At 71.5% G+C, this 26,114-nt stretch carries 18 protein-coding genes; 12 read left to right on the forward strand and 6 right to left on the reverse strand.

Translation table 11 applies throughout. The features are described from left to right. The first annotated feature begins 82 nt into the window (after nucleotides 1–82). The 5 genes from DJ010_RS09375 to DJ010_RS09395 all read left to right on the forward strand — a co-directional run bounded on the left by DJ010_RS09375 (nucleotide 83) and on the right by DJ010_RS09395 (nucleotide 8,245). Nucleotides 83–1,522, forward strand: a complete 1,440-nt coding sequence (locus DJ010_RS09375) for a cytochrome ubiquinol oxidase subunit I (protein ID WP_109693402.1) — start codon at nucleotides 83–85, stop codon at nucleotides 1,520–1,522. Nucleotides 1,523–1,535: 13 nt separating this feature from the next. Beyond that, nucleotides 1,536–2,564: a cytochrome d ubiquinol oxidase subunit II gene (gene cydB, locus DJ010_RS09380; protein WP_109693403.1), complete on the forward strand. Its 1,029-nt coding sequence runs from the start codon at nucleotides 1,536–1,538 to the stop codon at nucleotides 2,562–2,564. 17 nt (nucleotides 2,565–2,581) lie between these two features. Then, a complete protein-coding gene (gene cydD, locus DJ010_RS09385; protein WP_245927392.1) occupies nucleotides 2,582–5,884 on the forward strand; it encodes a thiol reductant ABC exporter subunit CydD in 3,303 nt (1,100 codons plus the stop codon). Nucleotides 5,885–6,022: 138 nt separating this feature from the next. Beyond that, nucleotides 6,023–7,012, forward strand: a complete 990-nt coding sequence (locus tag DJ010_RS09390) for an Acg family FMN-binding oxidoreductase (protein WP_109693405.1) — start codon at nucleotides 6,023–6,025, stop codon at nucleotides 7,010–7,012. A 75-nt stretch (nucleotides 7,013–7,087) separates the two neighbouring features. Continuing rightward, nucleotides 7,088–8,245: an acetate/propionate family kinase gene (locus tag DJ010_RS09395; RefSeq protein ID WP_109693406.1), complete on the forward strand. Its 1,158-nt coding sequence runs from the start codon at nucleotides 7,088–7,090 to the stop codon at nucleotides 8,243–8,245. Here DJ010_RS09395 and DJ010_RS09400 read toward each other — a convergent pair. Genes DJ010_RS09400 through DJ010_RS09410 form a run of 3 tightly spaced genes read right to left on the reverse strand, consistent with a single transcriptional unit; the run spans nucleotide 8,213 to nucleotide 13,675 of the window. Beyond that, nucleotides 8,213–10,630: a phosphoketolase family protein gene (locus DJ010_RS09400; RefSeq protein WP_245927393.1), complete on the reverse strand. Its 2,418-nt coding sequence runs from the start codon at nucleotides 10,628–10,630 to the stop codon at nucleotides 8,213–8,215. The genes DJ010_RS09395 and DJ010_RS09400 overlap by 33 nt on opposite strands. Nucleotides 10,631–10,661: 31 nt before the next feature. Next, entirely contained in the window at nucleotides 10,662–11,207 is a 546-nt protein-coding gene (locus DJ010_RS09405) for a flavodoxin family protein (protein WP_109693407.1), read from the reverse strand. Beyond that, nucleotides 11,171–13,675 carry a cation-translocating P-type ATPase gene (locus tag DJ010_RS09410; protein WP_109693408.1) on the reverse strand — a complete coding sequence of 835 codons (2,505 nt, stop codon included), beginning with the start codon at nucleotides 13,673–13,675 and terminating at the stop codon, nucleotides 11,171–11,173. The genes DJ010_RS09405 and DJ010_RS09410 overlap by 37 nt, the downstream gene beginning before the upstream one ends. A gap of 198 nt (nucleotides 13,676–13,873) precedes the next feature. On the opposite strand from DJ010_RS09410, the gene DJ010_RS09415 reads away from it, so the two are divergent. The 5 genes from DJ010_RS09415 (at nucleotide 13,874) to DJ010_RS09435 (ending at nucleotide 18,856) form a co-directional block, all read left to right on the forward strand. After that, complete coding sequence (locus tag DJ010_RS09415; RefSeq protein ID WP_158282982.1) at nucleotides 13,874–14,461, forward strand: CBS domain-containing protein; 588 nt, start codon at nucleotides 13,874–13,876, stop codon at nucleotides 14,459–14,461. A gap of 67 nt (nucleotides 14,462–14,528) precedes the next feature. Then, nucleotides 14,529–15,437, forward strand: coding sequence for a magnesium transporter (locus tag DJ010_RS09420; protein ID WP_211318730.1), 909 nt, complete (start codon nucleotides 14,529–14,531; stop codon nucleotides 15,435–15,437). A 127-nt stretch (nucleotides 15,438–15,564) separates the two neighbouring features. After that, the gene (locus tag DJ010_RS09425; RefSeq protein WP_245927394.1) at nucleotides 15,565–16,149 is read left to right on the forward strand and encodes a hypothetical protein; all 585 of its coding nucleotides are present in this window, start codon (nucleotides 15,565–15,567) and stop codon (nucleotides 16,147–16,149) included. Nucleotides 16,150–16,238: 89 nt separating this feature from the next. Then, nucleotides 16,239–18,320: a putative bifunctional diguanylate cyclase/phosphodiesterase gene (locus DJ010_RS09430; RefSeq protein WP_158282983.1), complete on the forward strand. Its 2,082-nt coding sequence runs from the start codon at nucleotides 16,239–16,241 to the stop codon at nucleotides 18,318–18,320. 128 nt (nucleotides 18,321–18,448) lie between these two features. Beyond that, the gene (locus DJ010_RS09435) at nucleotides 18,449–18,856 is read left to right on the forward strand and encodes a pyridoxamine 5'-phosphate oxidase family protein (RefSeq protein ID WP_109693412.1); all 408 of its coding nucleotides are present in this window, start codon (nucleotides 18,449–18,451) and stop codon (nucleotides 18,854–18,856) included. Nucleotides 18,857–18,865: 9 nt separating this feature from the next. On the opposite strand, the gene DJ010_RS09440 is transcribed toward DJ010_RS09435, so the two are convergent. Both DJ010_RS09440 and DJ010_RS09445 read right to left on the reverse strand, forming a co-directional pair. Beyond that, nucleotides 18,866–20,590 carry a sensor histidine kinase gene (locus tag DJ010_RS09440; protein ID WP_245927395.1) on the reverse strand — a complete coding sequence of 575 codons (1,725 nt, stop codon included), beginning with the start codon at nucleotides 20,588–20,590 and terminating at the stop codon, nucleotides 18,866–18,868. 7 nt (nucleotides 20,591–20,597) lie between these two features. Continuing rightward, nucleotides 20,598–21,275 (reverse strand): response regulator, encoded by a 678-nt coding sequence (locus tag DJ010_RS09445; protein ID WP_109693413.1) that lies wholly within the window; start codon nucleotides 21,273–21,275, stop codon nucleotides 20,598–20,600. Between the two features lie 143 nt (nucleotides 21,276–21,418). On the opposite strand from DJ010_RS09445, the gene DJ010_RS09450 reads away from it, so the two are divergent. Beyond that, the gene (locus DJ010_RS09450; RefSeq protein ID WP_146207300.1) at nucleotides 21,419–22,273 is read left to right on the forward strand and encodes a nitroreductase family protein; all 855 of its coding nucleotides are present in this window, start codon (nucleotides 21,419–21,421) and stop codon (nucleotides 22,271–22,273) included. A gap of 94 nt (nucleotides 22,274–22,367) precedes the next feature. Next, a complete protein-coding gene (locus DJ010_RS09455; protein WP_109693415.1) occupies nucleotides 22,368–23,270 on the forward strand; it encodes a universal stress protein in 903 nt (300 codons plus the stop codon). Nucleotides 23,271–23,378: 108 nt separating this feature from the next. On the opposite strand, the gene DJ010_RS09460 is transcribed toward DJ010_RS09455, so the two are convergent. Further along, a complete protein-coding gene (locus DJ010_RS09460) occupies nucleotides 23,379–26,051 on the reverse strand; it encodes a bifunctional acetate--CoA ligase family protein/GNAT family N-acetyltransferase (RefSeq protein ID WP_158282984.1) in 2,673 nt (890 codons plus the stop codon). Nucleotides 26,052–26,114 lie beyond the last annotated feature (63 nt).

A 26,114-nucleotide genomic window follows, 5' to 3' on the forward strand; every position in this document is an offset into this window, starting at 1 on the left:
GGGCCATCGTGCCGTGCTCCCGAGGTTTCTCCATTCCTAGCGTGAGGTCGTCTCTTCCGACACGCACGCCAGGAGCACTTTCGTGGATCCGACCGACATCGCGCGGTGGCAGTTCGCCATCACGACCGTCTACCACTTCCTCTTCGTGCCGATCACGATCGGCCTGTCCGCCATCATCGCCGGCTACGAGATCACCTGGCTCCGGACGCGCAACCCGCAGTGGCTCCGGCTCACGAAGTTCTTCGGGAAGCTCTTCCTCATCAACTTCGCGATCGGCGTGGTGACCGGCATCGTCCAGGAGTTCCAGTTCGGCATGAACTGGAGCGACTACTCCCGGTTCGTCGGCGACGTCTTCGGCGCTCCGCTGGCGGTCGAGGGACTGCTCGCGTTCTTCCTCGAGTCGACCTTCCTCGGCTTGTGGATCTTCGGCTGGGACCGGTTGCCGGAGAAGCTGCACGCCGCCTGCATCGCGCTGGTGCACGTCGGGACGCTCTTCTCGGCGTACTTCATCCTGGCCGCCAACTCCTGGATGCAGCACCCGGTCGGGTTCGCCTACAACCCCGACACCGGCCGGGCGGAGATGAACGACTTCGCAGCGGTCCTGCTGAACAAGGTGCAGCTGGTGACGTTCCCGCACGTCATCTTCTCGGCGTACCTCACCGGAGCCGCCTTCGTCGTGGGCGTGGCCGTCTGGCAGCTGGTCCGCAAGGCGCGCACCGACGACGACCGGGCGCTCTACCGCAAGGCGGTCCGCACCGGCGCGGCGATCGTGCTCGCCAGCGGCATCGGCGTCGCCGTCAGCGGTGACGTCCAGGGCAAGATCATGACCGAGGTCCAGCCGATGAAGATGGCTGCGGCCGAGGGCCTCTACGAGGACGAGGCCCCTGCCGACTTCTCGCTGCTGACCATCGGCACGCCTGACGGCAAGGAGGAGAAGTTCGCCGTCAAGGTCCCCGGACTGCTGTCGTTCCTGGCGACGGGCACCACCGACGGCAAGGTCGAGGGCATCAACCCGCTCCGTGAGAAGTACATCGAGACCTACGGCCAGGACCCTGGTGAGAAGTACTACTCGCCGGGCGACTACACGCCGGTGGTCCCACTGACCTACTGGTCGTTCCGGTTCATGATCGGGCTCGGCTTCGCGGCCGCTGCCATCGCCGGATGGATCCTGTGGGCGACCAGGAGGGATCGGGTGCCACGCGGGCGCGTGCTGCTGTGGTCGGCAGTCACCCTCCCGCTGCTGCCCCTCGCCGCGAACGCGTTCGGCTGGATCTTCACCGAGGTCGGCCGGCAGCCGTGGGCAGTGTTCGGGCTGATGACCACGGACCAGGCGGTCTCACCCGGCACCACCACCGCCGAGGTGCTCACCTCACTGATCGTCCTGACCGGGGTGTACGGCGTGCTCGCCGTCGTCGAGGTCCGGCTGCTCCTCGAGTACGCCCGACGCGGGGCCGACCCGCTCCCGGACCCAGACCCGACCGCGACCGACGGCGACGACCGTCCGCTGGCCTTCGCCTACTGACCGAGGAAGACACATGGAGCTCACCACCATCTGGTTCATCCTGATCGCCGTCCTCTGGATCGGCTACTTCTGCCTCGAGGGCTTCGACTTCGGAGTCGGCATGCTGCTGCCCTTCCTCGCGAAGGACGACACCGACCGTCGGGTCATGATCAACACCATCGGCCCCGTCTGGGACGGCAACGAGGTGTGGCTGCTGGTCGCGGGCGGCGCCACGTTCGCCGCCTTCCCGGAGTGGTACGCGACGCTCTTCAGCGGCTTCTACCTGCCGCTGCTGCTCATCCTGGTGGCGCTGATCGTGCGGGGGCTCGCCTTCGAGTACCGAGCGAAGCGCGACGACGCGAAGTGGCGGCGCAACTGGGACATCGCGATCGTCGTCGGCTCCTTCGTCCCGGCGCTGCTGTGGGGCGTCGCCTTCGCCAACATCCTGCGGGGGGTGCCGATCGACGCCGACCACGAGTACGTCGGCGGGTTCTTCACCCTGCTCAACCCCTACGCGCTCGTCGGGGGCCTCACCACGCTGCTCCTGTTCCTCTCGCACGGTGCGGTGTTCCTCGCCCTGAAGACCGACGGACCGATCCGACACCGGGCCGGAACCCTCGCCTCGACCTTGACCGCCGCGGCGGTCGGTGCGGCTGCGGTGTTCCTGGTGTGGACCCAGGCCGAGACCGGGACCATGGGATCTGGTGTCGCGTTCCTGGCAGCAGCAGCAGCGCTGGGCGCCGCCCTCGTCGCCACGATCAGGCGGCGAGAGGGGTGGGCCTTCCTCGGCACGTTCGTGGCGATCGCGCTCGCCGTCGCCGGGTTGTTCCTCGCGCTGTTCCCCGACGTGATGCCGACGACGCTGGCCGACGGCGCCGGGCTCACCACCACGAACGCGGCGGCGACGTCGTACACGTTGAAGATCATGACGGTCGTCGCCGTGTGCTTCACGCCGATCGTGCTCATCTACCAGGGCTGGACCTACTGGGTCTTCCGCAAGCGGATCGCCGCGCACCACATCCCGACGGCACCCGCGACCGACCCGGCACCGGCGGCCCGATGAGGCCGTCGGACCCCCGCGTGCGGGCCCAGCTCCGGCCCGCAGGCCGTCAGCTCGGCGCCGTGGGTGGGCTCGGTGTCGTCACCGGGCTTCTCGTCATCGGCCAGGCCTGGTCGGTCGCGGCGCTGGTGGTGGCGGCCCTCGACGGAGGCGACGTCCTCCGCTGGGGCCTCGTGACCGCCGGACTGCTGGCTGCTCGCGGGCTCGTCGGCGCGGCCGGCGACGTGCTGGCTGCCAGGGCGGCGGGGATCGTCAGCACGATCCTCCGGTACCGGCTGCTACGGGCCACGATCGACGGGTCCGGCGGCGCCGACGCCAGTGGGGAACGCGCGGTCCTCCTCACCCGGGGGGCCGCCGCGACCGAGCCCTACCTGACCCGATACCTCCCGGCGCTGGTGCTCGCGGCCGTGCTGCCGCCCCTCACCGTCGTCGCGATCGCGACCCAGGACGTCCTCAGCGCCGTGATCGTGCTGGCGACCCTGCCGCTCGTGCCGGTCTTCGGCGCGCTCGTCGGGCTCGCCACCCGCGACCGGGCCGAGGAGCAGTGGCGCGCGCTCTCGGCAATGTCGGGGCACTTCGTCGACGTCGTGCGCGGCCTGCCGACGCTCGTCGCCCACCGCCGCGCGCGGGTCCAGTCCGGGCGGATCGCCGAGATCACCGACCGCTACCGGAGGGCGACGCTGCGCACCCTCCGGCTGGCGTTCGCGTCGTCCGCGGTCCTCGAGCTCGTCGCGACCCTGTCCGTGGCACTCATCGCGGTGACGGTCGGCGTCCGCCTCGCCTCCGGCAGCATGGACCTGCGCACCGCTCTGGTCGTGCTGCTGCTGGCGCCCGAGGCCTACTGGCCGCTGCGACGGGTCGGAGCCGAGTTCCACGCCGCGGCGGAGGGAGCCGCCGCGTTCGAGGCCGCCGACGGCGTCCTCGCCGACCACCCCCAGGGCGCGTCTGTCGGTGCGGCCGCAGCGCCGGACGCAGACCTGGAGCTCCGCGGGCTCCGCGCCACCTACCCCGGACGCACAGCACCGGCGCTGGTCCTGCCGGCGGCGCGGATCCCGTCGCGCGGGGTCACTGCGGTCTCGGGACCGTCGGGGTGCGGGAAGTCGACGCTGCTCGCCGTGCTCGCCGGCCTGCTCCCCGCCGACGGGGAGGTGACCGCCGCCGGGGTGACCGTCGGTGGCCCACCCTGGCAGGCCCAGGTCGCCTGGCTGCCGCAGCAGCCGCAGTTCGTCGCCGGCACGATCGCCGACAACCTGCGACTCGCCCGTCCCGACGCCCCCGACCGCGCGCTCTGGAGCGCGCTGCGTCAGGTGGCGCTCGAGGTCCGGGTGGAGGCGCTCCCCCACGGTCTCGACACGCCGCTCGGTGAGGACGGCGCGACGTTGTCGGCCGGCGAGCGGGCCCGGCTCGCCCTGGCGCGGGTGGTCCTCGCCGAGCGGCCGTGGGTGCTGCTCGACGAGCCGACCGCACACCTCGACGAGCTCACCGAGCAGGTGATCGTGGACACCGTGGCCCAGCTCGCGCGCCGGTCGGCCGTGGTCGTCGTCGCCCACAAGCCGGCCCTGCTCCACCTCGCCGACCACCAGATCGCGCTGACCCGGCCGACCGGTCCCGCCGCGGGGTGGCCGCTCGAGAACGAGCCGGCGCCCGTCGTACCTCTTCCCGCCTCGGCACCTGCTGCGGACGTGGAGGAGCCTGGACGTCGACCGCTCCTCGTCGCGACCGCACTGGGCGCGCTCGCTTCGGCGTCCGGCGTGGCGCTGACCGCGACCGCCGGGTGGTTGATCGTGCAGGCGTCGACCCGGCCGGCGGTCCTCACGCTCCTGGTCGCGATCGTCGGCGTCCGCACCTTCGGGCTGGCGCGACCCGTGCTGCGCTACGTCGAGCGGTTGCGTGCCCACGACGCCGCGCTACGGCTGCTGGCCCGCCGCCGGGTCGAGGTGTACGACGCGCTCGTGCCACTGGTCCCCGGGCGGCTGGGTCGGCGCCGTGGTGACCTGCTGAGCACGATCGTCGACGACGTGGACGGGCTGGTCGACCGGGAGCTGCGGGTGCGGATGCCCGTGCGGCAGCTGGTACTCGTCGGCCTGCTCGCCGTGGTCGTGGCGTCCTTCCTGCTGCCGACGGCCGGGCTGGTGGTCCTCGCCTTCCTGCTCACCACCGGCCCCGGGGCCTTCCTCCTCGCCCGGCGGGGCGCACGCGCGGCCGAGCGCCGGCTCGTCACCCTGCGGGCGGACCTGTCCACCGCGGTGGTCGAGTCGATCCAGGTCGCCGACGACCTCCGGATGTGGCAGGCGGGTGACCGGGCCGCGGGCAAGGTCTCCGGCGCCAGCGCCCGGATGGCCGCCGCCGGCACCGCGGCCGCCGCCTGGGCTGCTGCGGGTCGGGCCCTCGTGCTCGCGGCGTGCGGCGTCAGCGTGGCAGCCACTGCTGCGGTGACGGCGGCTGCGGTCTCCGCGGGCACCCTGTCCGGTCCGATGATGGCGCTGCTGGTCCTGCTGCCTCTCGCACTCGCCGACGTCGTCGCGCCGATGGCCGATGCCGGGACGCTCTCCGCGCGCACCCGGGCCGCGGACGCACGTCTGCGGATCCTCGCCCGGACCTCACCGGCCGTGCGGGACACCGCTCCGCTGGGGCGCCCGGACGGCACGAACGTCGACGTCGAGGGAGCCCGCGGCCAGTGGGAGCGCGGCGGACGGATCACCTCCGCAGTCGACCTCCGGCTGTCCCCTGGCGACCGGGTGGCGGTCGTGGGCGCCTCGGGGTCCGGCAAGTCGACCCTCGCCGCCTTGCTGATGCGCTTCCTCGACCCCGTCGGCGGGGAGGTGCGGCTCGGCGGCCGGTCCTTGCCCGACCTGACCCTCGACGACGTCCGCCGACTCACCGGGCTGGTCGACGACCATCCCCACGTGTTCGCCACGAGCCTGGCGGAGAACGTCCGGCTGGCGCGGCCGTCCGCGACGGACGCCGAGGTGGAGGCAGCGCTGCGCCGTGCCCGTCTCGGCGAGTGGCTCGACTCACTGCCGCAGGGACTGGACACCTGGCTCGGCGACGGGCACGCCGCGGTGTCCGGAGGCGAGCGCGCCCGGATCGGGATCGCCCGGTCGTTGCTGGCGGACCAGCCGGTGCTCGTGCTCGACGAGCCGGCCGCCCACCTGGACCACGCGACGGCGACCGAGCTGGCCCGGGAGGTCCTCGGGGCCACCCGCGACCGATCGGTCCTCTGGATCACCCACGGCACCGCCGGGCTCGACCTCGTCGACCGGGTCTTCGACCTCGACCGGGAGCGGCACCGTCACGACCACGAGTCGCCGCTCGGCCACTGACGACCCGGCGCACTCTCGGCCAGCGGGTCTCGCGACGGGACGGGTAGCCGTGCCCTGCCGGTCGGGACTTTGGTCCCTGCTGCTCGCTGCCCCGAGCGGCGACGATGGATCGACAGCGAAGGACAAGGGGAACACACGATGCTGCTGGTCGAGCGGTTGGTCGAGCTCGCCTGTCTCGCGCCGAGCGTGCACAACACACAGCCGTGGCGCTGGCACGCGGTCGGCGACCGGTTGTTCCTGCACGCCGACCGAAGCCGACAGCTCGTCCACGAGGACCCGTCGGGGCGGAACCTGGTCATCAGCTGCGGGGCCGCGCTCGACCACCTCCGGTTCGCGGCGCGTGCCCTAGGGCTGACCGCTGACATCACCCGCTTCCCGGACGGTCCACGGAGCGATCTCATTGCCGTGGTCGACCTCCGCCACGGCCTCCCCTCACCGACAGCCGCCGAGGACATCGCGCTGCTCCGCCAACGCTGCACCGACCGGCGGCGCTTCACCTCGTGGCCGGTGCACGCTCTTGCCCGCGAAGTTCTCGTCGCCGCCGCCCGGCGGCGGGGCGCGCTCGCGGTCGCCGTCACCGAACCCGGGCAACGGATCGAGCTCGAGCTGCTCTCCCGGCGCGCCCACCACCTGCGGTCCCTCAATCGGGCCGCGCTCGAGGAACAGGCGTCCTGGGTGGGTCCAGGTCGTCCGACCGACGGCATCCCGTCGAGCGTCCTCCCCGACCAGGTGGGGCCGGCTCCGACCCGTTTCGGCCCCGGGACGCTGACCGAGGAGCGTGCCGTCGTCGAGAGCACCGACGGCATGATCGTGCTGGGTGGGCGCGACGACGACCGGGCTGGTTGGCTCCGCACGGGAGAGGCCCTCAGCTCCCTGTGGTTGCGCGCCACCAGGGACGGCCTCTCCGTCGTACCGCTCAGCCTGCCGGTCGAGGTGCCCTCGGTCCGCGGTGAGCTGACCGCTGCGCTGGAGGAACCGAACGTGGTCCCCCACATCCTGCTGAGGATCGGCTGGCAGGCCATCGGCCGGAGCGAGCTGCCGCGGACCCCGCGGCGACCGGTCGCGGACGTGCTCGTGGTCGGCGAGGACGCCGGGACGTCGTCACGGGGGACTTCCTCGGCGGTCTGATCCCCCGGCACCTCGGTCGTCCGCCCGTAGTGTGGTCATGGTCGCCGAGAACCCGACGGAGGGGCGGACACGCTCATGAGCCAGCTGCTCGTCCTCAACGCCGGCTCGTCCAGCCTCAAGTACGACGTGTTCGCGCCCTGGCCCGCGAACGGCGACCCCACGCGGGTCGCGCACGGCGCCGTCGAGGGCGTGGGCACCGACCGGGTCCCGGATCACGAGGCGGCCCTCGGCTCCGCGCTCGACGACCTGCGGCGCGATCCGGGACTCGACTCGCTGGTCGCCGTGGCTCACCGCGTCGTGCACGGCGGAACGCTGACGGCCCCGGCGCTGATCGACGAGGACAGCGAGGGCGCGATCGTCGACGCTTCGGCGCTGGCGCCGCTGCACAACCCCGCCGCGCTCGCCGGCATCCGTGCGGTCCGGGCCGAGTGGCCGGAGCTGCCGCAGATCGCTGTCTTCGACACCGCCTTCCACCAAACGATCGACGAGGTGGCCAGCACGTACGCCGTTCCCGTCGACCTCGCCCGTCGCCACCAGCTCCGCAAGTGGGGTTTTCACGGCATCAGCCACGCGTACGTCGCACGTCGGTCCGCCGAGGCTCTCGGCCTCCCGGCCGAGGAGGCGGACCTCGTCATCTGCCACATCGGCAACGGGGTGTCGGTCACGGCCGTCCGCGGTGGACGCAGCATCGACACCTCGATGGGCTTCACCCCGATGGAGGGAGCCGTGATGGGCACCCGCAGCGGCAGCATCGACCCCGGCCTCGTCTTCCACCTCGCCCGGCAGACCGACCTGTCGCTGGAGGAGATCGAGGACATCCTCCAGCACCGGAGCGGGGTCCTCGGCCTGTGTGGCGACTCGGACATGAAGCAGGTCAGGGAGCGCGCGGACGCCGGCGATGCCGACGCCTCGTTCGCGCTCGCTGTCTATACGCACCGGTTGCGCGGGATCGTCGCGTCCTACGTCGGACTGCTGCCGGACCTCCGTGCGGTGGTCTTCACCGCCGGGGTCGGCGAGCACGACCCGGCGCTGCGTGCGGAGGTGATCGAACCGTTGTCACATCTCGGGCTCGAGCTGGACCGGGACGCCAACCGGTCGGCCACCGGCCCGGACGGTCCGGTCCGGATCGGTCGCGGCGACCGTCCGACCGTTCTGGTCGTCCCGACCGACGAGGGCGCCGAGGTCGCCCGGCAGGCGGCGTCAGCCTTCCCCGGGCCCCGGAACGGGCAGTGACCAGTCCCGGACCGCCGGCATGTCCTCGAGGTGCGCGATCACGTGCTCGTGGTGGAGCCGGAGCTGCTCCTCGCACCAGCGCTTGAGCTCGGTCGCGCCGCTGGGCGTGCGCCCCGCGTTGTTGATTGCGTCCATGACCAGGTGGTAGCGCGACGTCCTGTTGCGCACGGTCATGTCGAACGGCGTCGTCGTCGTACCCTCCTCGATGAAGCCCCGCACGTGGAACCGGTCGGCGTCGGGCCGCCCGTGCACGAGCTGGTGCACCGCCCCGGGATAACCGTGGAACGCGAAGACGACGTCGACGTGGTCGGTGAAGAGCTCCCGGAACAAGGTGTCCGCCATCCCGTGCGGGTGGTCGACCGGACGCGGCAGTGCCATCAGGTCCACCACGTTGACGACGCGGACCCGGAGCCGGGGCAGCCGCTCCTTGAGGATCGCGGCCGCGGCGACCGTCTCCATCGTCACGACGTCGCCGGCGCAGGCGAGCACCACGTCGGGATCGACCGTGTCGTCGTCGGACCCGGCCCACGACCAGACGCCGCCGCCCCGGGCACAGTGCTCGACCGCGTCGTCGATGCTCAGCCACTGGAGCTGCGGCTGCTTGTCGATGACGACCAGGTTCACGTAGCCACGCGACCGCAGGGCGTGGTCCGCGACGGACAGCAGGCAGTTGGCGTCCGGCGGCAGGTAGACCCGCGAGACCGACCCGCGCTGCGCGATCACGTTCTGGATCAGTCCGGGCCCCTGGTGGGAGAACCCGTTGTGGTCGTTGCGCCAGGCCGTCGACGTCAGAAGGATGTTGAGGCTCGGCGGCGGCTTGCGCCAGCTGAGTGCCGACGACTCCTCGAGCCACTTGCTGTGCTGGATCGTCTGCGCGGCACTGACCATGGCGAACGCCTCGTACGTCGCGAAGAGGCCGTGGCGTCCGGTGAGCGTGTAGCCCTCCAGCCACCCGTGGCAGTTGTGCTCGCTCAGCACCTCCATCACCCGACCGTCACGCGACAGGGACACGTCGGCAGCAGTGACCGATTCGGCGAACGCTCGGTCGGACACGTCGAAGACCGCACCCAGCCGATTGGAGTTGGTCTCGTCGGGACAGAAGAGACGGAAGTCGTGCGGGTTGCGGCGGTAGGTCTCGGCCAGCATCGCTCCCAGCTGCCGGGTCGACTCAGCTCGGGACGTGCCCGGCGCGGCGACGTCGAGGGCGAAGTCCCGGAAGTCCGGGACGACCAGCTCGTCCTTGCCGCTGCCGGCGTTCGCCGCCGGATGGGCACTCATCCGGAGCGGCCCGTCCGGGTTGGCCGCCAGGACCGGTGCAGCGGGCGCACCGTCGTTGCCGAACAGCTCCTCCGGACGGTACGACCGCATCCAGTCCTCGAGCATCGCCAGGTGCTCGAGGTTGTCCCGCACGCCGGAGAGAGGCACCTGGTGAGCTCGCCAGGTGCCGGCGACCTGGGTGCCGTCCACGACGTCGGGGCCGGTCCACCCCTTGGGGCTGCGCAGGACCACCATCGGCCAGCGCGGCCGGCGACCGTCCCAGCCGCCGGTGCGGGCGGCTTCCTGGATCTCCTTGATCCGCAGGTACGCCGTCGCCAGCGCCTCGGCCACCCGGTGGTGCATGCCGGGAAGGTCTTCCCCGGACACCTCGATCACCTCGTAGCCGTGGCCCTCGAAGAGGCGGCGCACCTCCGCCGGGTCCTTGCGCGCCAGCACCGTCGGCCCGGCGATCTTGGCGCCGTTGAGGTGCAGGACGGGGAGCACCGCTCCGTCGCGGGCGGGGTTGAGGAAGGAGATGCCCTTCCACGAACCCTCGAGCGGACCGGTCTCCGCCTCGCCGTCGCCCACGACCGCGAGGGCGATGAGGTCGGGGTTGTCCATGACGGCGCCGAAGGCATGCACCAGGACGTAGCCGAGCTCGCCGCCCTCGTGGATGGAGCCGGGCGTCGTGACCGAGACGTGGCTCGGGATCCCGCCGGGCGCGCTGAATTGGCGGAACAGCCGCCGCATCCCCTCCTCGTCCTGGGTCACCTCGGGATAGGTCTCGGTGTAGGCGCCCTCCAGGTAGCCCGCCGCGACCAGCGCGGGACCCCCGTGACCGGGACCCGCGAGGTAGATCATCTCCTGACCGGTGAGCCTGATCAGCCGTGACGCGTGGGCGAAGAGCAGCGACAGGCCGGGGCTGGTGCCCCAGTGCCCGAGCAGCCGCGGCTTGACGTGCTCAGGCCGCAAGGGTTCCCGAAGCAACGGGTTCGCCTGCAGGTAGATCTGACCGACGGTGAGGTAGTTGTTCGCCCGCCACCAAGCGTCGATCGCCGCCAGGTCGGCATCGGTCAGCTGGGTCAGGTCGCTCGCGATGCTCGTCGCCGTACGGCTGTCCTCGGTCACCCGCTCACGACAGCACGCCGAGAAGCGAACATCAAGCGAACCGCCTCAGGCCGAGGGCGTTGGTGAGGTCGCGGCCCCACTCCATCGCGCGATCGAGCTCGCCAGAGCACAGCGGACCCGCGACGTCCTCGACCAGGAAGCCTGTGGGCCGGCCCACCAAGCGCAGCCCCCGCCGGCGCACGAGCTTGGCGATCGTGCGTGCAGCGGAAGCCGGCAACCGTCGTACCTTCGAGACGCGCGTGTCGAAGACCGCGACCACTGGCGCAGGGTCACCCGCGGGCGGCAGGCCGGCCAGCCACTCCCGTAGCCCGCGGTCGACCCGGCCTGGTGCCGCACCCTGCCGCAGCGCGTCCGCTCGGGTACTCGGCCGACTCAGGGAGAACGCATGCGTCGGTGCCCCGAGGATGACCAGGTCCACGCCGTCGAAGGTCGAGGGCGCCCACCTCACGTCGACGTCGCTCGCGGCCCAACCCGCGTCGCGAAGTCCGCGGACGATTGCTTCCGCCACCTTCTCGGTGTTGAGGAACATCGACTCGTAGATCACGAGTGCGCGCGGTTCCTCGGGTGATGTGCACATGATTCCTCCTCTTCCGTGTGGATCGAGCGGGTGGTCCGACGGCCGATCGCCGTCGCCACCCCCGGCACCGCTGCCAGGACGACGACCGCAGCAACGCCGGCCGCGGGAAACGGCTGGGTGCCCAGCAGGTCCCGTAGCGGCGCCCACGCGACCGCCAACCCCTGGAGGACCGCGGCGACGCCGACGGCAGCCTCCAGCCAGCGCTGCCGCAACGCCGAGCCGGTGCGAGGCGCACGCAGGGCCAGGGCGAGGCCCAGCTGAGCGAGGCCGAGGGTCAGGAAGACGGCGGTCTGCACGTGCCACCCCTGGTTCTGCGCCGCGAGAGCGGCCGCCAGGCTCACGGTGGCGATCAATGCTCCGCCGTACAGGATCTGCCGGACCAAGCCGCCGCCGAGGACCGACCGCTCGGGCGAGGGCGAGGGTGTGCGCATGACGCGTCGGTCGAGCGGCTCGCTGCCGAAGGCCACCCCCGGAACGCCGTGGGTGAGCATGTTGATCCACAGGATCTGGCCGGGCAGCAACGGGACGAGCACACCGAGGAAGGGCGCCATCAGGATCACCAGCACCTCGGCGAGGCCGCCGGCCAGGCCGTAACGCAGGAAGGTCCTGATGTTCGTGTAGATCCGCCTGCCCTCGCCCACCGCGACCACGACCGTGCCAAGGTTGTCGTCGGCGAGCACCAGGTCGGCCGCCTGACGGGCGACCTCGGTACCCCGGTCCCCCATCGCGACACCGATGTCGGCCCTGCGGAGTGCCGGGGCGTCGTTGACGCCGTCGCCCGTCATGGCGACGACGTGTCCGCGGGCACGCCAGGCGTCGACGATGTCGACCTTCTGCTCGGGACGGATCCGGGCGTAGACGTCGATGGACTCGACCCGATCGGCGTGCTCACCGCGCGCGACGGCGTCGCCGTCCACGACCTCGCCGTCAGCCCGAGCCACACCGATCCGCGCAGCGATGGCCCTGGCCGTGGCGGGATGGTCACCGGTCACGAGCACGGTGCGGATCCCGGCCTCCCGGCAGGCTGCCACGACGTCGGCGGCGTCCGCGCGAGGCGGGTCGGTGATGCCGACCAGGCCGACCAGCTCGAGCTCGGCTCCAGGGGTCACGGTGCGGTCGGCGACGGCGAGCACCCGGAAGCCTTGCTCCGCCAGCTCGGTCGCGCGCTGGTGGGCACGGTCGACGTGGTCGCCGGAACCGACCCGGGCGAGGACCACCTCGGGGGCGCCCTTGACGACCTCCACGAGCCCCTGCGGTCCGCGGTCGACCGTGCGCATGTACTGCCGGCCGCTGTCGAACGGCGTCTCGTCGGTGCGCGTCCAGTGTGCACGGAGCTCGGGCTGCGCGACCCCTCGTTCGGCGGCGGCCACGAGGAGGGCGGCCTCCATCGGGTCGCCGATGGTCGACCACCCGGTCGCGGACCCGGGGTGGAGTCCGGCGTCGTTGCAGAGCACCATGTCGCGCAGCAACCGCTCGGTGGCGGCGGCATCGTCGGATTCTCCGGTCCACAACCGCTCGACCGTCATCCGACCTTCGGTGACGGTGCCGGTCTTGTCGGACGCCAGCACCGAGACGGACCCGAGCGTCTCGACCGCCGGGAGCCAGCGGACGAGGGCCGAGCGGCGGGCCATGCGATAGGCCCCCATGGCGAGCGCGACCGACACCACGGCTGGGAGCGACTCGGGGATCGCCGCCACACCGAGGCTGACGGAGAGGATCAGTCCGTCGACCCACGACCCGCCCCGCAGCACGCTCAGCACGAGTACGACCAGGCACAGCGCCGCAGTGACGGCGACGAGCTCGCGGGACAGTCGTGCGAGCCGTCGCTGCAGGGGCGTCGGACGCATCCGGGTCGACGCGATCAGGGCCGCGATCCGACCCAGGCCGCTGTCCGCGCCGGTCCGCACGACCACGCCGAAACCACGGCCGCGCGTCACGGTGGTTCCCGACATCGCCACGTCGCCGACCGTCCGCGGCACCGGGACCGACTCGCCGGTCATCGCTGCTTCGTCGACCTCGAGGTCGACCGCCTCGTCGAGGACCAGGTCCGCGGGCACCACGTCTCCTGCCTCGAGCCGGACGACGTCGTTCACCACGAGGTCGGCAGCGGCGATCTCGTGCACGTTGCCATCTCGCCGGACCCGCGCCCGAGGGGCGGCCATCCGGTCCAGCGCGGAGATCGCGTTCTCGGCCCTGACCTCCTGGATCACCCCGATCGCGCTGTTGAGCACCACGACGAGCGCGATGATCACGGCGTCGGAGACGTCCCCGAGGAGCAGGACGACCACGAAGGCGACGCAGAGCAGCAGGATCATCGGGTCACGCAGCTGCGCCGACAGGCGGGCTCCGACGCCTCGGCGCGGTGCAGCGGGCACCACGTTGGCGCCGTCGGCGGCCAGCCTCGCGGCCGCCTCGGCCGTCGTGAGCCCGCGGTGGGCTCCGGCGCCGGCCACCAGGTCGCTGGTCATGCCCCCATGCTTCTGCTCCTCCGGCACCGGCCGAAGGGGCAAAGGTCCCACTGCACGGCGACCAACGACCAGTCCGCCGAGGGGTCGGGGAGCGATCGAGATCCATCTCAGGTGTCCCGACCGGTCGGTGACCTTCGTCCCTGTCTGCCAGAGCCTCCAGGGCGGACCCTCTCCACGTCAACGTCGAAAGGAAGAGCCATGATCGTCAGGGACCTGATGACGACCGACCCGGTGTCGGTCCGCCCCAGCACGAAGGTGAAGGAGGCCCTCGCCCTCCTCGACGAGAACGACATCACGGCGCTTCCCGTCGTCACCTCCGACGGGAAGGTGCGCGGTGTCGTGAGCGAGGCCGACCTCCTCCGCGACCTGGTCGACAAGGACCCGCGCTTGATGATCCCGCCCGGGGAGACGTTCCTCGACGGTCCTCACTGCGTCGGCGACGTGATGACGACGCACGTCATCACGGTGCACGAGGAGACGGATCTGGCCGTGGCTGTCGACCTGGTCACCTCCACCGCGGTGAAGTCCCTGCCGGTCGTCGACCAGCACGACCGACTGGTCGGGATGATCAGCCGCCGCGACATCGTCCGCATGCTCGCACGCAGCGACGACCTCCTCGAGCAGGAGGTGGACGCCCTCCTGGTCTCTGCCGGGATGCGCGACTGCCTGGTCGACATCAAAGACGGGGTCGCCGAGATCACCGGGGCAGCCGACCACCACGAGCGGATCCTCGCCAGGGTCCTCGCCCGCGCCGTGCCCGGGATCGTCGAGGTCCATGTCGCCTGACCCGACACCGGTCCTGCGGCCCCCCTTCCTCGGCACCGCACGTCAGCACGCCACGGACCGGGTGCCCATGGCCGTGCGCAGGGACTCCGTCGAAGCCGTGCTCACCGGGCTTCGCGGCCGACAGTTCGACGCCGCCTCGGTCGTGGCCGTCGTGGAGCACGGGCGGCTCGAGGGCCTGGTCACCATCGAGCGGCTGCTCGCCGCCCCGCTCGGCGCCAGCATGGCGGCGGTGATGGATCCCGATCCACCCGTCGTCACACCAGCCACCGATCAGGAGCACGCGGCGTGGGTGGCGTTCCAGCACGGTGAGCCCGGCCTGGCGGTCGTCGACGACGACGACCGGTTCGTCGGACTGATCTCGCCGCAACAGCTGTTCGGTGTGCTGCTGAGCGAGCACGACGAGGACGTCGCCCGGGTCGGCGGGTTCCTCGCCACATCCGCGCAGGCGCGGGCGGCGACCACCGCGCCGGTGCGGCACCGGTTGGCCGTCCGGCTGCCCTGGCTCGTCGTCGGGTTCGCCGGCGCCGTCCTCTCCGCGTTGCTCGTCAGTCTGTTCCAGGCCCAGCTGGAGAAGGAGGTGCTGATCGCCTTCTTCGTCCCCGGTGTCGTCTACCTGGCTGACGCGGTCGGGACGCAGACCGAGGCCCTCATCGTCCGCGGCCTGTCCCTCGGGGTCGACGTCCGTCGGACCGCCTGGCTCGAGCTGGCCACGGGTCTCCTGGTCGGCGGCTTCCTGGCAGCGATCGCCCTCCCCGCCGTGTACCTGCTGTGGGGCGACCTACCCGTCGCGTGCACGGTGGCCGTCGCCCTCTTCGCGGCATCGTCGTTCGCGACCGCCATCGCCACGGCACTGCCCGCCCTGATCCACCGCTTCGGCAAGGACCCCGCCTACGGCGCGGGTCCGCTCTCGACCGTGATCCAGGACCTGCTGTCGCTGGTGGTCTACTTCCTGGCCGCGACAGCGATCGTGTTCTGACGAGAACGCAGGACCAAAGACCCGCTTGGTTGCAGCCGCTGGACCCTCCAAGGACCCCTGGTCCAGGACCCATCGTTGAGGCATCAACCACCGGGCCGCGTCGGCCCACCGAACAAGTGAGGCAATCATGACCGCCCTTCAGCACAACACCTCCCCCGACGTCCTCGTCGAGCAGGACGTCATCACGCACCGCAACGCGCGCCGGGGTCTCGCGGCGCTCCGGATCGGCTTCGGTCTGACCTTCCTGTGGGCCTTCTTCGACAAGTTGCTGGCCCTGGGCTACGCCACCGGCAAGAACCCCGAGACCGGGGTCGTCGACCGGTTCGGTCCCGACGCGTGGATCAACGAGGGCAACCCGACCTTCGGGTTCCTGACCTTCGGTGTCCCCGAGGACAACCCGTTCCGCGAGACGTTCAACAGCATCGCTGGCGACGCATGGACGAACTGGCTGTTCATGGCCGGCCTGCTCGGCATCGGCCTCGCCCTCACCTTCGGCGTGGGTATCCGCATCGCCGGCATCGCCGGCGCCGCGATGTACCTGCTGATGTGGGTCGCCTCGCTGCCGCTGGAGAACAACCCGGTCATCGACGACCACCTTCTCGGCGCCGTCGCCGTGATCGTGTTCGCCCTGACCCTCGCCGGCGACACCTGGGGCTTCGGCAAGCTGTGGGCGAAGACCAACCTCGTCCGCCGGTTCCCCGTCCTGCGCTGAGCCAAGCTTGACCAGACGCCAGCGACCGGTTGTCCGACCGGTCGCTGTGCTGTCCCCCGATGATCAACCACGCGACCGAGAGAAGCGACGTGACGGAGACGCGAGAGCCGGAACCGACCGAGGAGACCGAGCACGAGCGGCGGTTGCGCCTCATCATCGAGGCAGCGCCCAACGCGATGGTCATGATCGACGGTTCCGGACGAATCGTCCTGGTCAACAGCGAGGCCGAGCAATCCTTCGGCTATGACCGCCGCGAGCTGCTCTCGATGCGCGTCGAGCAGCTGATGCCCACCCGCTTCCGAGACCGTCACGCACTCGACCGGACGGCGTACGTCGAGGAGCCCGCGCGGCGGGCGATGGGGGCGGGGCGCGAGCTCTTCGGCCTCCGCAGCGACGGCACGGAGATGCCGATCGAGATCGGCCTCAATCCGATCTCCATCGGCGACGAGCAGTTCGTCCTGGCATCCGTCATCGACATCACGGAGCGTCTGGACGCGCGCGCCGTCGAGCAGGACACGCTCCGGCGCACCATCTTCGACAGCATCCCCTTCAGCATCATCGCGACCGATGCCGAGGGAGTCGTCGTGACCGCCAACCCCGGCGCCGAGCAGCTCCTGGGCTACCGCCAGGCGGAGCTGGTCGGCCGGCGCCTCGACCACATCGACGCCGCCATCGACCATTCCCGCGCGGAGCCGACGTCGCTCCGCCTGCGGGCGGGCACCGAACGGGAATGGGAGTACCGACGGCGTGACGGCACCGTCGTGCCCGTTCACGAGGCGACGACGCGCCTCCAGGACGAGTCCGGGACCACAACCGGGTACCTCGTCGTCGCCTACGACATCTCCAAGCGCATCCAGGCGCAGGCGGCCGTGCTCCACATGGCCAACCACGACGCCCTCACCGACATGCCGAACCGCTCGCTCCTGGTCAGCCGGCTCCGCACCGCGATCGTCGAGGCCCAGGCCGGTGGCACGGAGCTCGCAGTGCTGCTGCTCGACCTCGACCACTTCAAGCGGGTGAACGACCTGCTCGGCCACCACGCCGGCGACGACCTCCTCCTGCGGACGGCGGAACGACTGAACAGCTGGGGCCGACGGTCGGACATCATCGCGAGGTTGGGGGGCGACGAGTTCGTGGTCGTGCTCGAACGTCTCGGCGACCGCTCGCAGGTGTCCGCCCGGATCCAGAGCCTGTTGGAGACCGTCATGCAGCCGGTCGACCTCGGCGGGCAGGAGGTCGCGGTCACCGTCAGCATCGGCGCCGCGGTCTATCCCGTCGACGGCATCGACCCCACCGCTCTTCTCAAGCACGCCGACACGGCCATGTACCAGGCCAAGGCGGCCGGCAGGAACAACGTCCGCTGGTTCCACCGGAGCATGCTCGACGAGACCAACGACCGGGTGTCGCTCACCTCCGCCCTCCGGCAAGCCCTGGCGGCCGGCGAGCTCTCGTTGGACTATCAGCCGCAGGTCGATCTCGCCACCGGCGAGGTCACGGGCTTCGAGGCCCTGGCGCGGTGGCACAGCGCAGAACACGGCGCGGTGGGTCCGGACCGATTCATCCCGGTCGCCGAGGACAGCGGGATGATCGTGCCGCTCGGCGGCTGGGTCCTGCGCCAGGCATGCCGCGACATGGTGGAGATCCAACGCGCTCTCGGCCGGCCCTTCCACCTGGCTGTCAACGTCTCCCCCCGCCAGGTGCACAGCAGCGGGTGGCTCGACGAGATCGTCGACGCGCTCAAGAGCTCCGGCCTCGACGCCTCCCAGCTCGAGCTCGAGATCACCGAGGGAATCTTGATGGACGAACGCTGGGGCGTGACGGGCATCCTCCAAGCGATCCGTGACCTCGGGGTGAAGATCGTCATCGACGACTTCGGCAGGGGCTACTCGAGCCTGGCCTACCTGACGAGGTTCCCGATCGACAAGCTCAAGATCGACCGGTCCTTCGTGCACGACCTGGGCGGCGAGGACCCGCAGGCGCCGATCGTCGACGCCATCATCGTGATGGCCCACGCCCTCGGGCTGACGGTCGTCGCCGAGGGTGTCGAGTCGCCGCGGCAGATCACCTACCTGCGTCAGCGGGACTGCGACGAGGCGCAGGGGTACTACTTCAGCCCCGGGGTCTCGGCGGACGAGGTCCTCCGAACCGTTCGGCGCGTCGAGACTCGGTGAGTGCCTCTCGGTCAGGGTCGAACGTCCCGCCGGGCGGCGACCTACGACCGGTCCGGCCGCGCCGACGGCGAGGGAAAGTGGGACAGAGAGCTGGGACATCCAGTCGAACCTCGGAACAGGACGAGACGATGAGCGACGAGAGCTGGTTCAGCAGCAAGCTGCGTGAGATCGACCGTGACGAGTGCCTCAACCTCCTGCGCACGGAGACCGTGGGTCGGATCGCTTTCACCGACGACTCGGGGCCCGATCTGGTCCCCGTCAACTACGCGATGGATGGCGACGACATCGTCATCACCACCACGGGGTACGGCGCCCTGGCGCGTGCGGGGACGAACGGCCGGGTCGCGTTCGAGGTCGACCAGCTCGACCACTTCACGGCGTCGGGCTGGTCGGTCGTGGTTCGCGGCCGCGCCGCACGGCAGTCCCCGCTCGCGCCACCGGACCGTCGCCCGCACCCCTGGGCCGACGGGAGCCGGACCTACGTGCTCCGGATCTGCCCGGAGCTCGTCAGCGGTCGGCGCCTCATTCCGGCCTGACCGGAAGGCTCACCCGGCGGGGACCGCCCACCGGAGAACCGTCCCCTCACCTTCTTTCGACTCCACCACGAACGTTCCTCCGCGCTGCTCGGCACGCCGGCGGATGTTGGCGAGTCCGCTCTCCACGACGTCGTCAGGCATGCCCTTGCCGTCGTCGGTGACCGTCAGGACGATCTGGTCGCCGACCGCCAGCCGCACCGATCCCGATCTGGCGAACGCATGCCGACCTGCGTTGGAGAGCGCTTCGCCCAGCACGGCGAGCAGGTCCGGGACCACGTCGGCGCTGATCAGCGTCCGCACCGGGCCCTCGAAGACGAGCTCGGGCCGGAACTTGAGCGTCGCCGCCGCACGGTCGACCAGACGGGAGACCTCCCCCTGGACGTCGGCGCTGGCCTCGGGAGCGCCGAGCGCGAAGATGGTGCGGCGGATGTCCTTGATCGTCGCGTCGATGTCGTCGACGGCCTGATCGAGCCGCTTGGCCACCTCGGGACGGTCCGAGAGACGGCCGGTGCTCTGCAGGCCGAGCCCCACGGCGAACAGGCGCTGGATGACCAGGTCGTGGAGGTCACGGCCGATCCGGTCGCGGTCCTCGAGAAGCGTCAACCGCTGCTGGTCCTCGCGCGCGCGGGCCACCTGCAGCGCCAGCGCCGCTTGGCGCGCGAAGCTGGCGGGCAGCTCGAACCCCATCGCGCTGTACTGGTCCACGTTCTCCGGCGCCCAGCCCAGCGCCAGGGCACCGCGGACCGACGAGCCGCTCGAGCCAAGAGGTACGACGACACCGGGCCCGATCGTCGGCCAACCGGGGAGAGCAGAGACGCTGACCGGCTCCATCGACAGGTCCTGGATCAGGACCGCCTCCCCGGACTCGACCACCTCCTGACCGATCGTGCTCGTCATCCGAAGACCCGCCAGCTCGTCGTCCGTGGCCTTCACACCGGCGATCGCCCTCACCCGAAGCTCCTCGGGCGAGGCACCGGCGACGATCCAGGCCACGTCCGCACCGGCGACCTCGCGAGCCCGCTCGGCGATCGCCCGGAGCGCGACATCCTCCGAGGTCGCCTCCGACAGCAGCGCCGTGATCTCGGCCGTGGCGCGGAGCCAGGCCTCCCGCCTGGTCGCGTCCTCGTAGAGGCGCGCGTTGTCGATCGCCACACCGGCCGCCACGGCCAGCGCCACGACGATGTCCTCGTCCTCGGCCGTGAAGTCGGTGCCGTCGCTCTTCTCGGTGAGGTAGAGATTGCCGAAGACCTGGTCGCGGACGCGGACCGGCACCCCGAGGAAGGAGTGCATCGGCGGGTGGTTCGGCGGGAACCCGTAAGAGGCGGGATGCTCCGCGATGTCGTGGAGGCGCACCGGCTCCGGACGGTCGATCAGGAGACCCAGCAGGCCGTGACCGCGCGGCAGGTGGCCGATCTCCACGGCCTGCTCGTCGGAGATCCCGTGGTAGACGAAGGTGCGCAGCCGCTTGTCGGAGGCGTCGCCCAGGACCCCGAGGGCGGCGTAGTGGGAGTCGACGAGGCGACTGGCGATGGCGACGATCCGCGAGAGGACCCCGTCGAGGCTGAGCGAACCGGCGATGGTGACGACGGCGTCCAGCAGCAACCGGAGCCGCTCCTGCTGGTCGAGCGCGCCCCGCATCCGCGCCTGCACCTCGCGGACCAGGTCCTCGAACTCCGCTCCCTGCAGGTCCGCTCGGTCCCTCCCGGCGGCCCTGCCGTCCGCCCGTTCCTCCACGACGCGCTCAGTCCGAGGACGGTCGCTCGTGCTTGACCGCGAAGATGGCGGCCTGGGTGCGGCTCGACAACCCGAGCTTGGCCAGCAGCGACGACACGTAGTTCTTGACCGTCTTCTCCGCGAGATAGAGCTCGCCGGCGATCTGCCGGTTGGTCAGGCCCTTGCCGATCAGCTCCAGGATCCGCTGCTCCTGCTCGGTGAGCGTCTCCAGCTCCTTGTCGACCGGCGGGCCGTTGCGCAGCCGCTCGAGCACCTGCGCCGTCACTGATGGGTCGAGCGTCGACTGTCCGGCCGCGACCCGCCGGATCATGTCGATGAGGTCGGTGCCGCGCACCTGCTTCAGCACGTAACCCGCGGCGCCGGCCATGATCGCTGCGAAGAGGGCGTCGTCGTCGTCGTACGACGTCAGGATGAGGGCAGCGATGCTCGGGTCCTGGGACCGGACGTCGCGGCAGACGTCGATGCCGGAGCCGTCCGGCAGCCGCCCGTCGAGGATCGCCACGTCAGGGCGAAGAGCCGGGATCCGACGGGCGGCCTCGGCGGCCGAGCCCGACTCGCCGATCACCTCGAAGTCCGGCTCCGCCTCCAGCAGCTCACGCATCCCTCGCCGGACGACCTCGTGGTCGTCGAGAAGAAAGATCTTGATCGGAGTGGACGCTTCCGGGGGGTCAGCGGCGTCGCTCATGGGCCCACGCTAGCGCTGCGCCGGCCGGCTTCGCACGCCAACATCCCACCGAAGGTCGGGCCAGGCAGTGACCTTTTGCCCTGCTCCCAGGTCACGGGCGGCCGCACGCTTGGTGCATCACTACCGAACGAAGGTCCGACGACGTGTCCATTCCTCCGCTGACCATGAGGCTGGTCGAGCTGGCTTGCCATGCGCCCAGCGTCGACAACGCCCAACCGTGGCACTGGCGGGTGCACGACGACCGCATCACCCTGTCGATCGACCGGTCTCGGGTGCTCCCGCACGAGGACCCCAGCGGACGGAACGTCACGATCAGCTGTGGGGCCGCGCTCGACCACCTGTGCGCCGCGGCGCGGGCAATCGGGGTCAGGACCGCAGTGACCCGCCTGCCGGAAGGGCCGAGCAGCGACGTCCTCGCGACGATCGAGCTGTCCCCCGGAACGCCGTCCGAGACGGCGGCGGACGACATTGCCAACCTCCGCGCGCGCTGCACCGACCGGCGTCGGCTCACCACTTGGCCGGTCCCTGTCTCGGCCCTGGACGTGCTCGCCGCGGAGGCACACGCCCGGGGAACCCGAGCGGTCCCCGTCACCGACAAGCGCGCACGGTTCCGGCTCGAGGCACTGACCCAGCGGGAGTACGTCGAAAGCGTGCTCGGCTCTGGCCCGACCCCCGAGAGCCTGGCGCTCGTGGAGGGCAGCGACGGCGTGATCGCCCTCGGCGGCCCCGAGGACGGTCTGGAAGCGTGGCTGCGCACCGGGGAGGGGCTGAGCGCTCTGTGGCTCCGTGCGACCCGTGACGGGCTCGCCATCGTGCCGATGAGCCTGCCGTGCGGCGTCGACGTGAGCCGGGCGCCGCTCGCCGAGGAGTGGGGCGCGCCCCACCTGCTGGTCCGGGTCGCCTGGCAGGCGATCGGCCGCTCCGCACTCCCGCGGACGCCGCGACTCGCGCTGCACGAGGTCCTTTCCGAAGAGCCTGCTGTCGAGCTCACCGCTTGACCTTCCTCGCGACTACCCGCCCCGGGTCCTAGGTCCCACCACCGGGAGGAATCGGACCGTACCCGCGCGGCCCGCCACGGACGAGGCTGGAGGCATGGACAAGATCCCCTCTGGAAGCATCGTCGTCGCTGTCGACGGTTCACGCGACGCGGACCGAGCGGTCCACTGGGCCGCGGAGCAGGCCGCCGTCGAGCGACGGAACCTGGTCGTGATGGCCGTCGCCACCCAGGCGCCTGCCCTGGTCGCAGCCGGCCCCGGCATCGGCTACGTCCATCAGGGTCACAACCTGCTCGCGAACGCCAAGACGCTGGCGCAGGAGGCAGCCGACCTCGCCGCCCGTCACCGCCCCGGCGTCGCGGTCGAGACGGTGGCCGACCTCGGCAACCCTCGGCCCGTCCTGGCCGACACCACGATGCTGGCCCACCTCCTCGTCATGGGGTCGCGGGGTCGCGGGCCGATGAGCAGCAAGCTGCTCGGCTCGGTCAGCGCATCGGTTGCCAGGAGCGCGTCGTGCCCGGTGGTCATCTGCCGCCCGGGCACCGAGCTGCGGGTGAAGAAGGGGGTGCTCGTCGGAGCCGACGGCACCGCTGAGTCGCTCCCGGTCATCGACTTCGCGTTCCGACAGGCCTCGCTCCGCAGCCAGCCGCTCACGGTCGTGCACACCGTTCGGGACCTGAGCGCGATCGTCGGAGCTTCCTCATCGGCACCCGCCGACGACCCGCGACTGGTCGCCGACCGGCTGCTGCTCGCCGAGTCGATGGCCGGGTTCCGCGAGCGTTACCCCGAGGTGCATGCCAGCTCCCAGGTCCTCCGCGGGTCCGCCGACTCCGCGCTGACGGCGATCGCCGACCGCTACGACCTCGTCGTCATCGGACGACACCCGATCGACTCGGTCGGGCGTCATCTCTCCGGCGCGATCGCCACCGCCGTCCTCGAACGCTCTCACACCCACGTCGCCGTCGTCCCCGAGGCGGTTCCCGCCGCCGGGACCCACTGACAGCCGTCCGCCGGAAGGACGCCCGACACGGACTGCTTGCTCGGGACGGGCGACAGCGACCTCGACTTCGAGCCGCGAGCGTCCAGCACAGCGGTCTCGGGGTGGACCTCATGCCCTGCGCAGCTGCCGCGGCCCGTCGGTCGCTGCGTCCGGAGCAGGACGCAGCCGGACCTTGGCGTCGACCACGAAGCAACGCTCGGGACCGACCATGACCGGGTTGAGGTCGACCTCGGTGACCTCGGGGACGTCGAGCGCGAGCCGCCCGAGCCGTACGGCCAGCTCTGCGGCCTCCGCGGTGGCGGCCGGGGGAGCTCCGCGGAACCCGTCCAGGAGCGGCCACACCCGTAGGGCACGCAGCACCCGCAGGACGTCGGACTCGTGGAACGGAGGCAGCAGGAACGCCCGGTCGTCGAGGGCGTCGACGGCGACGCCACCGGCAGCGATCATCACCATCGGGCCGAAGGACGGGTCACGGACGACGCCGAACGCGAGCTCCACGCCCGAGACCATCGGCTGGACCAGCACGGTGCACTCGTGGGCGAGTCGGCACTCGAAGTCGTCGACGGCAGCCTCCACCTCGTCGGGCGTCCGCAACCCGGTGCGCACCAACCCGAGATCGGTCTTGTGCACGACGTCGGCGTCGGCCAGCTTCACCGCCACGGGGAACCCGAGGTCGTCGGCGGCGGTCGCCGCCGCCCGAGGACCGGCGGCCAGACGGCCGGTGAGATCGATGTCGTAGGCGGCGAGCAGCTGCCGGGCGCTCGCGGCCGAGGTCCACCCCGTGTCCGTGCCCGACTCGAGCAGGCGGCGGGCGGCGGCCCGCGTCCGGCGAACGATCGCCGGGTCGGTGAGCTCGGGGTCCTGGCGCTGGATCCGACGCCAGGCCGTGTACCGCGCGACCCGGCCCAGGGCACCGATCGCCCCGGCCGAGCTGCGGAAGACCGCCACGTCGCTCCGTTCGATCTCTCCCGCGCCCAGAGGGACGACCAGGAGGGGCCAGAGCGGGTGCCGTTGCTGGACAGCGGCGAGCGCCTCGGCCGTCGCATCGAGGTCGTTCGTGCCGGTCGCGACGAGGACGGCGACGACCGCGTCGACCTCTCCCGAGCGCATCACCACGTCGGCGATGTCCGCGACCTGGTCGGCCTCGGCGCCGGCGCCGGCGTCGATCGGGTTGGCAGTGCCCGTCGTCTGGTTCACCAGCCGTCCGACGTGCTGCTGCAGCCCGGGCGAGAGCTCGACAACCTCGAGCTGCTCGTCGGAGGCGATGTCCGCCGCGAGCACACCCATGCCGCCGGCATTACTGATGATGGCGACCCGGTTCCCGGCGGGCAGCGCGGCCCGGGTCAGCAGGACGGTCGTGTCCGCCAGCTCTTCCGCGTCCTTGCACGAGATCACTCCCGCCTGCGCGAAGAGGGCGCGGACGCCGGCGGCGGGCGAGGCTGCGGCCGCGGTGTGCGACGAGCCCGCACGTCGGCCGCCCACGGACCGGCCACCCACGACGGCGACCAGTGGCTTGCGCTCGCTGAACCGACGCGCGAACCGCGCGAACTTCCGGGCGTTGCCGAAGGACTCGAGGTAGAGAGCCGCGCAGGTCACCCGCTCGTCGTCGTACCAGGCGGCGAGCAGGTCGTTGCCCGAGACGTCCGCCTTGTTGCCCAGCGAGACGAAGTACCTGAGGCCCACGCCCGCCTTGGAGAGGAGGTCCATGAGAGCGATGCCGACGCCCCCGGACTGGCTGGCCATCGCCACGCCACCGGACGCCGGGACGAGCCCGCCGAACGTCGCGTGCAGGCGGATGTCGGGATCGTTGCAGATCAGGCCGAGGCCGTTGGGGCCCACCAGGCGGATCCCGCGACGGCGTGCCATGAGCACGAGCTCGTGCTGGAGATCGGCGCCGCGGCGCCCCATCTCCTGGAAGCCGGAAGAGATGATCACGGCTGCGCGGACCCCCGCCGCGGCGGCATCCTCGAGAGCCGCGAGCACACCCTCGGCGGGTACGGCGATCACGGCCAGGTCCACCGCGACACCGGCGTCCCCCGCGCGGGTGTGGGCGGGGAGGCCAGCCACGACGGGGCTGGCCGGGTGCACGACGACGAGGGAACCTGTGAAACCGCCGCTCGTGATCGCGCTGATCACCGCCCCGCCGATGCCGGACCCGTCGCGACGGGATCCGTAGACGACCACGCCCTGGGGAGCGAGCAGCGGCTCCAGCGAGCGGCGCTCGGAGGCGAACTCCCGCTCGTCCGCAGCAGCCTGGATGACAGGCGTCACCGCCGTCGGCATCCGGAGCACCTCCTCGCCGCCGTCGAACCGGCGGGCCAGCTCGAAGCCGGCGTCCGCGAAGACCTGCAGCATCCGGTGGTTGTCCCGAAGCACCCGCGCCTCGAGGACCGCGAAGCCGCGGTCTCTCGCGTCGGCCGCGAGGTGCTCGAGCAGCAGCGTGCCGAGGCCGCGGCCGCGCTGGTCGTCCGCGACCAGGAAGGCGACCTCGCAGACCTCCGGTCCCACCGGCTCGGCGGTCGCCAGGGCGGCCACCCTGCCGTCGACCTCCGCCACCAGTGCGATGGTGTCCTGGGACCCCAGCAGCTTGTCGACGTACTGCCGGCCGGCCTGACGGGACACCGAGAAGAAGCGCAACCACACCGAGTCGTCCGACACCCGGTCGTGCAGCTCGTAGAGATCAGGCCCGTCCTCGGGTCGGACGCGGCGGACCACGGCCAGCCCGCCATCGCTCATCAGGACGTCGGCCGAGGGCAGGCCGATCTCGCTTTCGGTAGTCACGCTCCGATGTTCCGCGGAACGCCGCACACGGCACGAGGGGCCAAGGTCCCGAGCCGCGAGGGA

It is taken from the genome of Nocardioides silvaticus, assembly GCF_003160695.1.
Classification (GTDB): domain Bacteria; phylum Actinomycetota; class Actinomycetes; order Propionibacteriales; family Nocardioidaceae; genus Nocardioides; species Nocardioides silvaticus.